General features: G+C 71.1%; 12 protein-coding genes. 7 read left to right on the top strand and 5 right to left on the bottom strand.

Translation table 11 applies throughout. The annotated features are described in order from the left end of the window. Window positions 1-63 precede the first annotated feature (63 nt). From BLP73_RS14760 to BLP73_RS14770, 3 genes are read left to right on the top strand one after another with little or no spacing between them, the layout of a single operon-like run. Entirely contained in the window at window positions 64-1,074 is a 1,011-nt protein-coding gene (locus BLP73_RS14760) for an ABC transporter substrate-binding protein (protein WP_090746314.1), read from the top strand. Further along, a complete protein-coding gene (locus BLP73_RS14765; RefSeq protein WP_090746317.1) occupies window positions 1,071-2,111 on the top strand; it encodes a FecCD family ABC transporter permease in 1,041 nt (346 codons plus the stop codon). Before BLP73_RS14760 ends, BLP73_RS14765 begins: the two co-directional genes overlap by 4 nt. Before the next feature lie 20 nt (window positions 2,112-2,131). Further along, window positions 2,132-2,896: an ABC transporter ATP-binding protein gene (locus BLP73_RS14770; RefSeq protein ID WP_090746631.1), complete on the top strand. Its 765-nt coding sequence runs from the start codon at window positions 2,132-2,134 to the stop codon at window positions 2,894-2,896. An 18-nt stretch (window positions 2,897-2,914) separates the two neighbouring features. Here the strand turns inward: BLP73_RS14770 and BLP73_RS14775 are convergent, their stop codons facing one another. The 5 genes from BLP73_RS14775 to BLP73_RS14795 form a co-directional block, all read right to left on the bottom strand. Beyond that, complete coding sequence (locus BLP73_RS14775) at window positions 2,915-3,745, bottom strand: amidohydrolase family protein (RefSeq protein ID WP_090746321.1); 831 nt, start codon at window positions 3,743-3,745, stop codon at window positions 2,915-2,917. Beyond that, window positions 3,738-4,169 (bottom strand): RbsD/FucU family protein, encoded by a 432-nt coding sequence (locus BLP73_RS14780; protein WP_090746323.1) that lies wholly within the window; start codon window positions 4,167-4,169, stop codon window positions 3,738-3,740. The genes BLP73_RS14775 and BLP73_RS14780 overlap by 8 nt, the downstream gene beginning before the upstream one ends. Then, window positions 4,169-5,200 carry an aldo/keto reductase gene (locus tag BLP73_RS14785; protein ID WP_090746634.1) on the bottom strand — a complete coding sequence of 344 codons (1,032 nt, stop codon included), beginning with the start codon at window positions 5,198-5,200 and terminating at the stop codon, window positions 4,169-4,171. The genes BLP73_RS14780 and BLP73_RS14785 overlap by 1 nt, the downstream gene beginning before the upstream one ends. An 89-nt stretch (window positions 5,201-5,289) precedes the next feature. After that, window positions 5,290-8,469, bottom strand: coding sequence for a DEAD/DEAH box helicase (locus BLP73_RS14790; protein ID WP_090746326.1), 3,180 nt, complete (start codon window positions 8,467-8,469; stop codon window positions 5,290-5,292). Between the two features lie 103 nt (window positions 8,470-8,572). Continuing rightward, complete coding sequence (locus BLP73_RS14795; RefSeq protein ID WP_090746328.1) at window positions 8,573-9,577, bottom strand: acyltransferase family protein; 1,005 nt, start codon at window positions 9,575-9,577, stop codon at window positions 8,573-8,575. Between the two features lie 407 nt (window positions 9,578-9,984). On the opposite strand from BLP73_RS14795, the gene kdpF reads away from it, so the two are divergent. Genes kdpF through kdpC form a run of 4 tightly spaced genes read left to right on the top strand, consistent with a single transcriptional unit; the run spans window position 9,985 to window position 14,451 of the window. Continuing rightward, window positions 9,985-10,086, top strand: coding sequence for a K(+)-transporting ATPase subunit F (gene kdpF / locus BLP73_RS19110; protein ID WP_217630698.1), 102 nt, complete (start codon window positions 9,985-9,987; stop codon window positions 10,084-10,086). A 10-nt stretch (window positions 10,087-10,096) separates the two neighbouring features. Next, window positions 10,097-11,800, top strand: coding sequence for a potassium-transporting ATPase subunit KdpA (kdpA, locus tag BLP73_RS14805; RefSeq protein WP_090746334.1), 1,704 nt, complete (start codon window positions 10,097-10,099; stop codon window positions 11,798-11,800). A gap of 9 nt (window positions 11,801-11,809) precedes the next feature. Continuing rightward, complete coding sequence (gene kdpB, locus BLP73_RS14810; protein ID WP_090746337.1) at window positions 11,810-13,849, top strand: potassium-transporting ATPase subunit KdpB; 2,040 nt, start codon at window positions 11,810-11,812, stop codon at window positions 13,847-13,849. Between the two features lie 11 nt (window positions 13,850-13,860). After that, the gene (gene kdpC / locus BLP73_RS14815) at window positions 13,861-14,451 is read left to right on the top strand and encodes a potassium-transporting ATPase subunit KdpC (protein ID WP_090746340.1); all 591 of its coding nucleotides are present in this window, start codon (window positions 13,861-13,863) and stop codon (window positions 14,449-14,451) included. Window positions 14,452-14,453 lie beyond the last annotated feature (2 nt).

The following is a 14,453-nucleotide window of genomic DNA, read 5'->3' on the forward strand; positions in this document are numbered from 1 at the left end:
CTTCTTGCTTTGCGGATCGTCCGGCACTACCAGAAGCCAACTTTTCTTGTCGGAAATCCTCCCATGTCGACCAAGACCCTTGCCGCGCTCGGCTGCCTCGTCACCGCGGCGCTCGGCGCTCCTGCCGTTGCGGCCCCGACCGCCTATCCCCTCACGCTCGAGAACTGCGGGCAGCAGGTCACCTTCGACAAGGCGCCCGAACGCGCTGTCGCTCTTGGCCAGAACAGCGCCGAGATCCTGCTGATGCTGGGGCTCGAGGACCGCATGGCCGCCACTGCCTTCTGGCCCAACGCGGTCCTGCCCGAGCTGGCGGAGGCCAATGCCAAGGTCGAGGTGCTGACCGTCGAGTTCCCGACGCTGGAGGCGGTGCTGGCCAAGCAGCCGGACTTCGTGCCGGCCATGCTGCTGACGCTGATGGGGCCGGACAGCAAGGTCGCCAAGCGCGAGGACTTCGCTGCGCTCGACATTCCGACCTACCTTTCGCCCAGTGCCTGCTCGACCGAGATGGACGGCGCGGATGCCTATGGCAGCCGGGACGAGCTGTGGACGATGGACCTCCTCTACAAGGAGATCGAGGAGCTGGCGCAGATATTCGACGTGGCCGACCGCGGCACCGCGCTGATCGAGGACTTCAGGTCCCGCGAGGCCGCCCTGCGGGCCGAATTCGGCGACCGCGAGGACCTGACCTTCCTCTTCTGGTTCTCCAGCCCGTCCCCGGCTGACGATGCCTATCTCGGGGGCGGCCATGGCCCGTCGAGCTACATCGCCGACGTGCTGGGCGGCACCAACGCCATCACGACCGACGCCGAGTGGCCGACGCTTGGCTGGGAGGGCATCATGGCGTCCGACCCGACCGTCTTCGTTGCGGCGCAGGTGGACCGCAACCGGTGGGACCTCGACAAGGCCGAGAACAAGGTCGCCTATCTCACCACCGATCCCGCCGTCAGCCAGATGCAGGCGGTGAAGGCCGGCCGCATCGTGGTCATGAGCGGCGCGGCCATGAATCCCAGCATCCGCACCCTCTACGGCGCCGAAGAGGTGGCCGAGCAGATCCGCACGCTCGAGCTGCCGTGACAGCCGCCGCCGACAGGGAGGGCGGGGCCGGCTGGCCCGCCCTCTTCATTCTGCTGGTCCTTGCCGGGCTTGCCTTCGCCGTCGCGCTTGCGGCGGCGATCGGCGATTACAGCATCTCGCTCTCGACGGTCGTGCTGGCGGTCACCAACGGCCTCGGGCTGACCGGGGCCGAGATCCTGCCGATCGAGCAGAGCATTGTGTGGGACCTGCGCCTCAGCCGCGCGCTGGTCGCGGCCCTCGCCGGCGCGGGGCTGGCGATCTGCGGGGCGATCCTGCAGGCGCTGCTGCGCAACGCGCTGGCCGAGCCCTTCGTGCTGGGTGTCTCGGCCGGCGCCTCCACCGGGGCGGTCTGCGTCATCGTGCTGGGCATCGGGGCGGGCGGGCTGTCGCTGTCGGTCGGCGCCTTCATCGGCGCCTTCGCAGCCTTCGCCCTGGTGGCGCTGCTCTCGAACGGCGCGACCAGCGGGCCGAACCACACCATCCTGGCGGGCGTCGTCGCCTCGCAGCTGTTCAACGCGCTGACCTCCTACATCGTCACCACCTCGGGCAACGCCCAGCAGGCGCGGGACGTGATGTTCTGGCTGCTGGGCAGCTTCGGCGGCGTGCGCTGGCCCGACTTCCAGCTGCTGATCGTCGTCGTCCTTCTGGGCCTCGCCATCTGCCTGTGGATGGCGCAGTCGCTCGACGCCTTCACCTTTGGGGACGAGGATGCCGCCGCGCTCGGCGTGCCGGTGGCGCGCATCCGGCTGATCCTCTTCGCGGTGACGGCGATGATGACCGCCACCATCGTCAGCATGGTCGGGACCATCGGCTTCGTGGGGCTGGTGGTGCCCCATGCGGTCCGCCACGTGGTCGGGCCGCTGCACCTGCGCCTGCTGCCCGCCTGCGCGGCGGTGGGCGCGCTGTTCATGGTGCTGGCCGACATCGCCTCGCGCGTGCTGGTGGCGCAGCAGACCATCCCCATCGGCGTCGTGACCGCGCTGGTCGGCGTGCCGTTCTTCGCCCTTATCCTCTATCGGTCCCGGCCCCAGACATGAGCGCAGCCATGAGCCAAGACATGACCGTCATCGCGGAAAACCTGGTCTGGGGCGTGCGCCGCCGGGTCATCGTGGACAACGTCTCGCTGACGGTTCGGCAGGGCGAGACGCTCGGCCTGATCGGGCCGAACGGGTCGGGCAAGTCCTCGCTGTTGCGGCTGCTGGCGGGGCTGAAGCGGCCGCAATCGGGCCGGGTCGAGATCAACGGCCGCGACATCGCCGGCATCCCCCGGCGCATCCTGGCGCAGCAGCTGGCCTTCGTGCAGCAGAACGCGGCGACGGACACGAACGTGTCGGTGCGCGACGTGGTGCGGCTTGGCCGCACGCCGCACCGCTCGGCCCTGTCGGGCTGGTCGGGCGCGGACGAGGCGGCCGTGGCGAAGGCGCTCGAGCGGGTGGACATGGCCGACCGGCGCGGGCAGCCCTGGCAGACCCTGTCGGGCGGCGAGCGACAACGCGTCCACATTGCGCGGGCGCTGGCGCAGTCGCCGCGGGTGATGTTCCTCGACGAGCCGACGAACCATCTCGACATCCACCACCAGATCGAGATCCTGCGGATGGTGCGCGATCTCGACCTGACCAGCATCGTGGCGCTTCACGACATGAACCTGGCGGCGATGTTCTGCGACCGGATCGTGGTCCTGCGCGCGGGCGCGATCGTCGCCTGCGGCACCCCGCGCGAGGTGCTGACCGCGCCGCTGCTTCGCGACGTCTTCCGCGTCGATGCCGCCGTGGCGGCCGTCGCGGGCACGGATCGCCCGCATATCCGCTTCCAGCCGGGCTGAAGAGCGCCCCGCCCCCCCTCAGGGGTGCGGCAGGCCGTAGAAGCGCAGGCCGTTGGTGTGCATGATCCCGGCCATCTCCTCGGGGCCGAACATCTCGGAGAGAAGTCCGCGGGCAAGGTCCACGACCTCGGCATAGGAGGCGGCCAGCGTGCAGACGGGCCAGTCCGAGCCGAAGACCAGGCGGTCCGGCCCGAAGGCCTCGGTCACGTGCTGCACGAAGGGGCGGATGCGAGCCGCGCTCCAGTCCGGCCCCGCCTCGGTCACCAGACCCGAGATCTTGCAGTGGAGGCCCGGCACCGCAGCCAGCGCATCGATGCCGGCCCGCCAGCCCTCGTCCATCGGCGCAGTCATGTCCGGCTTCGAGATGTGGTCGAGGATGGCGTGCAGGCCCGGCACGGCGCGCAGCGCCTCGATCATCGCGGGCAGATGTGCGGGCCGGGTCAGGATGTCGAAGGGCACGCGCCGCCGCGCCACATGCGCCAGCGCATCACGGAAGCGCGGATCGGCGATCAGCGCGGGGTCGTGGTCCTGCAGCACCGGGCGCAGGCCCAGCCATTTGGGCCGCGCGCGGAAGGCGTCCAGCCGCGCGGCGAAATCCGGCGCCAGCATGTCCAGCCAGCCGACGACCCCGGCGACGAAGCCGGTGCGGGCGGCGATGTCCAGCAGGTGATCCGTCTCGGCCTCGGTCTCGGCGGCCTGCACGAGGATCGTCTGCGTGATCCCGGCGGCCTGCATCTGCGGCCAGAGATCATCGGGGCCGAAGTCGCGGTAGAGTGCGGCGTCCTCGGGCGTCAGCCAGCCATAGTCGCCGCGCGCGAGGGTCCAGAAATGCTGGTGGGCATCAAGCATCGGCGGTCCTGACGACCCCCTTCTTCAGGATGATGTTGGCATAGAGACGCCGCTCGCCCGTCGCGACGACGGCATAGGCCTGCTGCGTGCGGGCGTAGAAGGCGAAACGCTCGACCGGCTCCAGCGTCAGGGCGCGGCCCTCGGCGCGTTCCAGCGCGGCCTCGAACTCGGGGTAGATCGCCGGGCGCTCGCCGGGCGCGTCCATCGCGGCGGCCGGATGATCGACGAAATCGTCCAGCGGCAGCAGCGACAGGATCGCGTCAAGGGCGTCCGTCGCGCTGATGCCCGGCAGCCGCACGAGGCGCTGCGCCATGCTGTCGGCGGGGAAGTTGGCGTCCACGATGGCGATGTCGTCGCCTTGGCCCATGTCGGCCAGGATCGCCAGCAGCTCTCCGGTCAGCAGCGGGTTCAGGGTTTTCAGCATCACGACATCCTTTCGAGGGCGGCATCGAGGTCGGCCCAGATGGCGCCGGGCAGCGGCGTGTCGAACCATTCGACGTTCTGGCGCAGCTGGGCGGCAGTTTTCGCGCCGATGACGGTGGCGGTGACGGCGGGATGGCGCATCGGGAACTGGATCGCCGCGGCCGCGAGCGGCACGCCGTGGCCCTCGCACACGCCCCGCAGCGCCTCGACCCGCGCCACCACTTGGGGGTCCGCATCGGCATAGTTGAACTTCTTGCGGCCCTCGCGCGGCTTGGCGAGGATGCCCGAGTTGAAGACGCCCGCCACCACCAGCGCCATGCCCCGCGCCTCGGCCAGCGGCAGGAAGACCTCGGCCGCGTCGCGGTCCAGCAGCGAATAGCGCCCCGCCAGCATCGAGCAGTCCAGCTCGGCCTCCTCCAGCGCGTCGCGGATCACCTCCCACTCGTTCACGCCAAGGCCGAAGCCGCGGATGTCGCCGGCGGCGCGCAGCTCCTCTAGGGCGCGGAAGCCGCCGCCGCGGGTCAGCTGCTGCCAGTGGTGATCATGCAGATCCGCATGGGTGACGCGGCCGATGTCGTGGACATAGAGCAGGTCGATCCGGTCCATGCCGAGGCGCTGCTGGCTGTCGTCGAAGCTGCGCAGGATGCCGTCGCGCGAGTAGTCGAAGACCTCGCGGAAGGGCAGCCCGTTGTGCCAGCCGGGGTCCAGCGGGTTCTTCGGCGGCGCGGGCGGCAGGCGGCGGCCGGCGCGCTCGGTCGTCATCAGCCGTCCGACCTTGGTGGACAGGACATGGCTGCCGTCATGCTCGCGCAGGACCTGGCCCGTCAGGTGCTCGGACCGGGTGGTGCCGTACATCGGCGCGGTGTCGAAGTAGCGCAGGCCCAGCTGCCAGGCGCAGTCCAGCATCTCGACCGCCTGCGCGGCCGGCACGTCGGAATAGAGCCCGCCAAGCGGCGCCGTCCCCACCCCGAGCGCGGTGACCTGAAGCCCAGTCCGCCCAAGCGTGCGGGCGGTGGTGGCGGTGATGGTCATGTCGTCTCCCCCGGTGATCAAAGGCGCCCCTGCTGCGCCAACCAGCAACACCGGCATCGGCGCGTCAAGCGAATACACGGCGCGCCGCCTCAGGCCATCCGCTCCAGAAGATCGCCCGCCAGGTCCAGCCGGTCGTCGGGCCCGTCATCGTGCAGCGTCACGCGCCGCCCCTCGATGGTCAGCCCGCTCAGGCGTGGTGACAGCCGCGCGCGATCCTCCAGGTCCACGTCCGCACGGAAGGACAGCGCCACGCCCTCGGGCCCCATGCTCAGGCTCTCGACCCCCAGCCCCGCGCCGAGCGCACGCAGCCCGGCCGCCCGCAGCAGCGTCTCGACCGGCTCGGGCGGCGGGCCGAAGCGGTCGGCGATCTCGTCCGACAGGCGGGCGATCTCGGCGGCGTCCGCGGCACGCGCGATGCGGTGATAGAGGTCGAAGCGGTTCTCGGGCTCGGGGATGTAGTCGGCCGGGATGTGGCCCGGCTCGCCCGGGACCTGCGGAGGCACGGCCGGCCCGGCCTCGCCCTTCGCCCGCTCGAGCGCCTCTACCAGCATCTGCTGGTAGAGGCCGAGGCCGACCCGCTGCACATGGCCCGCCTGCCGGTCGCCCAGCAGGTCCCCTGCCCCGCGCTGGTCCAGATCGGCGGCGCTGATCGCCATGCCCGCGCCGAGCCGGTCCATCGCCTGAAGCGTGCCGAGGCGCTTCTCGGCCTCGTCGGAAAGATCCTCGCCCTCGGGGCTGAGCAGGTGGCAATAGGCCTGGGCCGGGCCGCGGCCGACCCGGCCCCGCAGCTGGTGCAGCTGCGCCAGCCCGAAGAGCGCCGGCCGCAGGATCACCATCGTGTTCGCGCGCCCCACGTCGAGGCCGCTCTCGATGATCCCCGTCGCCAGAAGCACGTCGCCCTCGCCGGCGGCGAACCCCACCATCACCTCGTCGATCTCGCGCGCGGACAGATCGCCATGAGCAACGCGCAGCGCCACGCCCGGCAGCAGTCGACCGAGCCGCTCGGCGGTGGGCGCGATGTCCTCGATCCGCGGCACGACGACGAAGCTCTGCCCCGAGCGGCGCTGCTCGCGCAGCAGCGCCTGGCGCAGGATCGTGTCGCCGTCCTCGGCGATCAGCGTGCGGATGGGCCGGCGCCGCGCCGGGGGCGTCAGCAGGTAGCTGAGGTCCTGAAGCCCGACCAGCGCAGTCTGAAGCGTCCGCGGGATCGGCGTCGCGCTCATCGACAGGACATGCAGGCCGCGGCCCAGCTCGCGCAGCTTCTGCTTCTGGGCCGCGCCGAAGCGCTGCTCCTCGTCGATCACCAGAAGCCCGAGGTCCTGGAAGACGACCCCCTTCCCCAGAAGCGCATGGGTGCCGACGGCGATGCGGATCGAGCCGTCGGCCAGCCCCGCCCGCACCGCGGCGGCCGGCTTGCCCGTGACCAGCCGCGAGAGATGCCCGACCTCGATCCCGAAGGGCGCGAAGCGGCGGCGGAAGGTCTCGGCATGCTGCCGCGCGAGGACCGTCGTCGGCGCGCAGATGGCGACCTGCCGGCCCGCCAGGGCAGCCGCCGCGGCGGCGCGCAGGGCGATCTCGGTCTTGCCGAAGCCCACGTCGCCGATCACCAGCCGGTCCATCGGCCGCCCCGAGGCCATGTCGTCCAGCACCGCGCGCACCGCCGCCGCCTGGTCCGGCGTCGGCTGGAACGGGAAGCGCGAGACGAAGCGCTCGAAGTCGCGGGGCGGCGGCGACAGCTTCGGGGCGGTCGCCGCCTCGCGCGCGCGCGCCAGCGCGACCAGGTGATCGGCCAGCCCCGCCAGCGCCTCGGCCGTGGCCTTCCGGCGCTTGGGCCAGGCCGCGCCGCGCAGGCGGTCGGCCTTCACCCCCGCCTCGGCCGTCCCGTAGCGCCAGATCCGGCCCGCGTCATGGGTCGGCACCATCAGGCGCTCGTCGCGGGCGAAGGTCAGGCGGATCGCCTCGGGGCTGGGGGACGCGGGGTCCAGCGGCTCCAGCCCGTCCAGCCGCGCGAGGCCATGATCTTCGTGCACCACCATATCGCCCAGCTCGAGCGGCAAGGCCGGCAGCGCCGGAAGCGGGACGGCTTGCCGCGCCCGCCCTGCCCGGCTGCCAAGCAGATCCTGCGCCGTGACCACGACCAGATCCTCGGTCACCGCGCCCTGCGCCAGCTCGGCCAGGACGACCGCCCGCGGGTGCTCCGGCACCTCGGACCAGCCAGCGACCTCGGCCGGCGCGTCGCCCTCGGCCTGCGCAGCCATGCGGACGAGCCGGCGCCGCTCGAGCGCCGAGCCCGCGACGAACAGCACGCGCCGCCCGGCCAGCGGACCGGCCCCGAGGAACTGCGCCAGCTTCGCGCGCGGCCGGGCGGCGGCGGCGAAATAGGGCAGCTCGCGCCACTCGCCCGCCGTCAGCGTCTCGATGCGCCCGGCCAGCTCCGCCCATTCCTGCGCGCCGAGATAGAGCGCATCGACCGGCAGCGGATAGGCGCCATCCGCCTCGGCCTCGGCGCGCGCCTCCTCCAGCCGCGCCAGCCGCCGCTCGGCCAGCGCCAGCGTCTCGGGCAGCGCGGTGAGACGGGCGCCCGCCATGTGATTGGGCAGCGTGCCGAGCGACGGCCACGCCTTCGGCAGGCGATGCTCGGCGCCCCGTTCCCACGGCTCATCGGCCGGCGGCAGTTCGGAGACGGGCACGATGTCCAGGCGCTCGATCTCGCTGATCGAGCGCTGCGTGACCGGGTCATAGCAGCGCAGGGCCGTGACGCGGCCGTCGGTCAGCTCGATCCGGCAGGGCAGCGCGTTGCCGCCGCCGAAGACCTCGACCGTCCCGCCGCGCAGCGCGATCTCGCCCGGCTCGTCGATGCGCTCGTCGGCCTCGTATCCCGCGCCGCGGGCGAAATCCTCGAGCGCCGCCATGTCCAGCGGCTCGCCCGCGCGGATGGTCATGCTGCGCACGCCCTCTTGCGGCGGCAGCCGTTGCAGCAGGACCGAAAGCGGGGCCACAACGACATCGCCCGCCTGCGCCTCGGCGATCTGGTGCAGCACGGCCATGCGGCGCCCCATCGCGTCTGGCGTGGGCGAGGCGCCATCGAAGGGCAGACAGTCCCAAGGCGGCATCAGCAGCACGCGCCGGCCCGGCAGCATGTCCTTCAGGAAGGTCGCCAGCGCCTCGGCCGCGCGCTCGTCACGGGCGACATGAAGCACGCGCTCGTCGGGACCGAGCGCGCGCAGCAGGGCCAGCGCTTCGACGCTGGCGGGAATGGGATCGGACATCTGCACCTCTGCTTGCCGCCTTGGCCAGAGGATCTGCCCGCGTCGCCGGACCAGAACCACGCCGCCGAAAAGATGTTCCTGCCGTCGCGGCGGGCAAAGGCGTTCAGGCGGGGCTGCGGCGGGCCGGCCCGGGAAGGACGAACAGCCAGCGCACCGCGGCCCATCGGTCCATGCCGGTGGCCAGCGCCCAGCCCCCGGTCAGGCTCAGGGCAATGGCGGCGGCCGCCGTTGCGGCGTAGCTGGTCACGCCCGCGCCCTCGGCCAGCCGGGCGATCAGGAGGATGAAGATCGCGTGGCTCACGTAGAAGACGATCGACCGCTGCCCGATCCAGACCAGCGGGCGGGCGATCTGCACCCCTTCCAGCCGCTGCGCGATGGCGGCGAAGAAGAGGAAGCCGACCGCCGACACGACGACCCAGTTGGGTCCGAAGTTCAGGTCGTGGCGCGCGGTAGCGTAGCCCGCGGCCGCCACGAGGGGCGTCAGAACCCAGATCCAGGGCGACCTGAGGACCTGCCCGATCAGCTCGCCGTGGCGCGAGACCGCGCTGCCGAGGAAGAAGAGCGACATCAGGTAGAGGATCCGCTCGGAGTATTTCGCGCCATCTGGCGAGATCATCGACAGCGTGAAGGCTGCGGCGGCGACCAGCAGCGGGTCCACCCGGCTCAGCGGCTTCGCCGCGATGTAGTAGACGAAGATGAAGCCCAGGAACCACAGATGGCTGCCGCCGGTATAGAGGTGTCGCACCTCGTAGGGGCTGGTCAGGTCGACCCCGGCCGCGCCGGCATAGATCGTCGACCACAGGAAGAACGGCCAGAGGATCGCGCGGACCTTTCCCCAGAAATACTCGGGCATCGGCTTTGCCAGCGAGCGCGGCAGCAACATGCCCGACAGGAAGATCAGGATCGGCATCCGGAACAGCTTCAGCGTCTCGTTGAGGTTCCGCCACACGAGGCCGGCCTCGAACTCATAGCGCTCGACGATCGTCACCGAGTGGAAGGTGATGACGGCCAGGATCGCGGCGCCGCGCACGATGTCCATCCAGAGCAGGCGGGACCGCGACGCTGTGTGGTCCCCTTGCACGGGGGCGGCCTGAAGGGAGAGGGCCATGATGATGCTTGTCCCGCGTTGCCGGCGCGCCAGCAGGCGCCGCCTGTTTCCTTGGCCGCTGACCCGTCAGGGACCGCGGCATGAGCAGGCATAACCGCAGACAAATGGGTGGCGACAGGTCGCCCCGCCGCATTCTTCCGTGATGGGCGAAAGACCGCGGACGACGGCCTGTCGCACCGGCGGCTGCCTGCGTATGGGGCAAGGGTCCGGGGCGCGCGGCGCGTGGCAAGTCCTTTACGCGATCCTTACGCCGTCCCCCGGCATCCCGCATGGCATCCTTACGCGCCCCGCGCCCAGATTGTGGACAGCACAACACGAAGGTGACGCATGTCCGACATCATCTATCTCGCGCTCGGCGCCGGCGGGTTCCTGGCCTTCATGGCCGCCACCCGCGCGCTGACGCGCCTGTGACGGAGGCGCGGATGTTCGATCTGATCCTCGGCCTTGCCGTCGCGGCGGGGCTTCTGGGCTATCTCGTCGTGGCGCTGATGCGTCCCGACAGGTTCTGAGGAGGCGCCCATGTCCACCAGCCTTCTGGTCCTCACCCTCTATGCCGCGGCGACCGTGGGCCTGGCCTGGCTTCTCGCCGGGTACATGCACCGCGTCTTCACCGGCCAGCGCGTCTGGCTGAGCCCGATCATCGGCCCGCTGGAGCGCGGCTTTCGCGGCGCTGCGGGGCCGGCCGCCAGCCGCGCGCAAGGCTGGGCCGCCTACTCGATGGCGGTGCTTGTCTTCAACCTCTGCGGCTTTCTCTTCCTCTATGCCGTGCTGCGCCTGCAGGGCGCCTTGCCGTGGAACCCCGAAGGGATCCGCGCGATGGCCCCGGACCTGGCCTTCAACACCGCGATCAGCTTCGTCACCAACACCAACTGGCAGGCCTATTCTGGCGAGGTCCAGCTGAGCTACCTAGCGCAGATGGTCGGGCTGACCGTGCAGAACTTCGTCTCGGCCGCGACCGGGATGGCGGTGGCCGTCGCGGTGATCCGGGGCTTTGTCGCCAAGGGCGACGGGCGGGTCGGCAACTTCTGGACCGACATGGTCCGCGCGGTGCTCTACGTGCTGCTGCCGATCTCGATCCTGACCGCCATGCTGCTGATCTGGCAGGGCGTGCCGCAATCGCTTGGCGCCTATATCCGCGCGAGCACGCTGGAGGGTGCAAGCCAAGTCATCGCGCAGGGGCCGGCAGCCAGCCAGATCGCGATCAAGCAGCTCGGGACCAATGGCGGCGGCTTCTTCGGCGTCAACTCGGCCCATCCGCTGGAAAACCCGACGATCTTGTCGAACATGGTCCAGTCGATGCTGATCCTGCTGATCCCGGTCGCCTTCTGCTTCCTCTTCGGCCGGATGGTGGGCGACCGTCGGCAGGGCTGGGCGATCTTCGCCGCTATGGGCGTGCTGTTCGTCACCGGCCTCCTGCTGATCCACGGCTTCGAGCAGGCGGGCAACCCGATGCTGACCGTGCTGACCGGCATCACCGGCCCGAACATGGAGGGCAAGGAGCTTCGCTTCGGCGCCACCCTCTCGGCGCTCTGGGCGCAGGCGACGACGGCGGCCTCGAACGGGTCGATCAACGCGATGCATGACAGCTTCATGCCGCTGTCGGGCCTCGTCATGCTGCTGAACATGCAGGTGGGCGAGGTGATCTTCGGCGGCGTCGGCGCGGGCTTCTACGGAATGCTTCTTTATGTCGTGCTGGCGGTGTTCCTGGCCGGGCTGATGGTCGGCCGGACGCCCGAATATCTGGGCAAGAAGATCGAGGGGCGCGAGGTGACGCTGGCCGTGCTGGCCTTCCTGTCGATGCCGCTCGGCATCCTCGTGCTCAGTGCGCTGTCGGCGGTGGTCCCGGCGGGGCTGGCGGCGGTGCAGGATGCCGGGCCGCATGGCCTGTCCGAAATCCTCTATGCCTACAGCTCGGCCACGGGCAACAACGGCTCGGCCTTCGCCGGCTTCGGCGCGGGTGCGCCCTTCCACACCACGCTGCAAGGCATTGCCATGCTGCTGGGCCGCTACGCGATCATCATCCCGATGCTGGCCATCGCCGGCTCGCTGGCAACGAAGCGCCCGGCGCCCGCCACGGCGGGGACCTTCCCGACCCACGGGCCGCTTTTCGTGACCCTTCTGGTCATCACCGTCCTGATCCTAGGCGCGCTGACCTTCTTCCCGGCCCTCGTCCTGGGCCCCATCGCCGAGCATGTGTCCATGCTGGGCGGGCAAAGCTTCTGAGGCGGAACCATGAGCAGAACCACCCTCCCCCTGCCGTCAATGACGGCCCTTGCCCCGGCGGCGGCGCGGCAGGCGCTGGCCAAGCTGGCGCCCCGCACCCTGATCCGCAACCCGGTCATCTTCGCCACCGCCGTGGTCGCGCTGATGGTCACGCTGATGGGGCTGCGCGACCTTGCGCTCGGCGTGACGGGCGCGGGCGTCGCGGTGCAGATCGCGATCTGGCTCTGGGCCGCGGTGCTCATCTCGAACTTCGCCGAGAGCCTGGCCGAGGGGCGCGGCCGCGCCCGCGCCGACAGCCTGCGCGCCACCAAGTCCGAGACGATGGTCCGCGTCCTGCCCGCCCCCGACAGCCCGCATGAGGCGGCCACGCAGGTCTCATCGGCCAGCCTGAAGCAGGGCCAGATCGTGCTGGTCGCGGCCGGCGACATCATCCCGGCGGATGCCGAGGTGATCCAGGGCGTCGCCTCGGTCGACGAAAGCGCCATCACCGGCGAAAGCGCTCCGGTCATCCGCGAATCCGGTGGCGATTTCAGCTCGGTCACGGGCGGCACGCGGATCGTCTCGGACTGGCTGGTCCTGCGCGTCACGGCCGAGCCGGGGCGCAGCTTCCTCGACCGCATGATCGCGCTGGTCGAGGGGGCCGAACGCGGCCGCACCCCGAACGAGATCGCGCTGAACATCCTGCTGGCCGGGCTGACGCTGATCTTCCTCTTCGTGGTCGTCACGCTCGAGCCCTTCGCGCGCTATTCCGGCACCTCGATCCCGGTCGTGTTCCTCGCCGCGCTCTTCGTGACGCTGATCCCGACGACCATCGGGGGCCTTCTGTCCGCCATCGGCATCGCCGGGATGGACCGCCTGGCCCGCGCCAACGTGGTCGCCAAATCCGGCCGCGCGGTCGAGGCGGCGGGCGACGTGGACGTGCTGCTGCTGGACAAGACCGGCACGATCACCTTCGGCAACCGCATGGCCGACGCGCTGATCCCGGCGCAGGGCGTCAGCCCGGCGGCGCTGGCCCGCGCCGCGCTCGGCGCCAGCCGCGCGGACGACACGCCCGAGGGCAAGTCCATCGTCGAGATCGCCCGCAAGCAGCCCGGCGCCGCCGACGGCCAGGCCGAAGTCGCCGAGGCCATCGCCTTCTCGGCCCAGACCCGGCTCTCGGGCGCGAACCTCGTGGGCGGCACGCAGCTGCGCAAGGGCTCGGTCGACGCGATCCTGCGCCACACCGGCGCGGCGCTGGACGCCTCGCTCGCGGCCAGCGTGGACCAGATCGCCCGCTCGGGCGGCACGCCGCTGCTGGTCAGCGAGGGGCAGCGCATCCTGGGCGCGGTCCATCTGAAGGACATCATCAAGCCCGGCGTGCGCGAGCGCTTTGCCGAGCTGCGCGCGATGGGCATCCGCACGGTGATGATCACCGGCGACAACCCCCTGACCGCCGCCGCCATCGCCGCCGAGGCGGGTGTGGACGACTTCCTTGCCGAGGCGACGCCCGAGAACAAGCTGGAGCTGATCCGCGCCGAGCAGGCCAAGGGCCAGCTGGTCGCCATGTGCGGCGACGGCAGCAACGACGCGCCCGCGCTGGCGCAGGCAGATGTGGGCGTCGCGATGAACTCGGGCACCTCGGCCGCAAAGGAGGCCGCGAACCTGATCGATCTGGACAGCGATCCCACGAAGCTGATCGAGGTCGTGCTGGTCGGCAAGCAGCTGCTGATCAGCCGGGGCGCGCTGACCACCTTCAGCATCGCCAACGACGTCGCGAAGTACTTCGCCATCCTGCCGGCGCTGTTCATCGCCGCCTATCCGGGCCTTGCTGTGCTGAACCTGATGGGCCTTGAAAGCGCGCAGAGCGCGATCCTGTCGGCGGTCATCTTCAACGCGTTGGTGATCCTGGCGCTGATCCCGCTGGCTCTGCGCGGCGTCAAATACGCCCCCGCCAGCGCCGCCGCCCTTCTGCGGCGGAACCTGACCATCTACGGGCTCGGCGGGCTGGTCGTCCCGTTCCTCGGGATCAAGGCCATCGACATGGCCGTGACCGCCCTCGGCCTCGCCTGAAGGAGAAGATCATGAACGAACACATCCGTCCCGCGCTGGCCACCCTCGGCCTGATGGTGGTGCTGACCGGCCTCGCCTACCCGCTGGCGATCACCGGCCTCGGGCAGGCGCTGATGCCCCAGCAGGCCAATGCCAGCCTGATCGAGCGGAACGGCCGGATCGTCGGCTCGGCCCTCGTCGGGCAGGCCTTCGCCGCGCCGCGCTACCTGCACCCGCGCCCCTCGGCGGTGGACTACGACGCCGCCGCAGCCGGCGCGAGCAACCTCGGCCCGACCAGCGCCGAGCTTCTGGCCCTGCAGGTCGCCCGCGCCGAGGCGTTTCGCGCCGAGACGGGCGCGGCGCGGGTGCCGGTCGACGCCGTCACCGCCTCGGCCAGCGGGCTCGACCCGCATGTCTCGCCGCAGAACGCGCTGGCGCAGGCCGCCCGGATCGCCGCCGCGCGCGGCGCCCCCGAGGCCGCCATCCGCAGCATGATCGCCAGCCATGTCGAGCCGCCCCTGCTGGGCCTATTCGGCGAGCCGCGCGTGAACGTCCTGTCGGTGAACCTGGCTCTTGACGCGGCCTTCCCCTTGGCGGCCACTCTACCGGAAACCGAAGGCTGAGC

The sequence above is a fragment of the Paracoccus tibetensis genome (genome assembly GCF_900102505.1).
GTDB lineage: Bacteria > Pseudomonadota > Alphaproteobacteria > Rhodobacterales > Rhodobacteraceae > Paracoccus > Paracoccus tibetensis.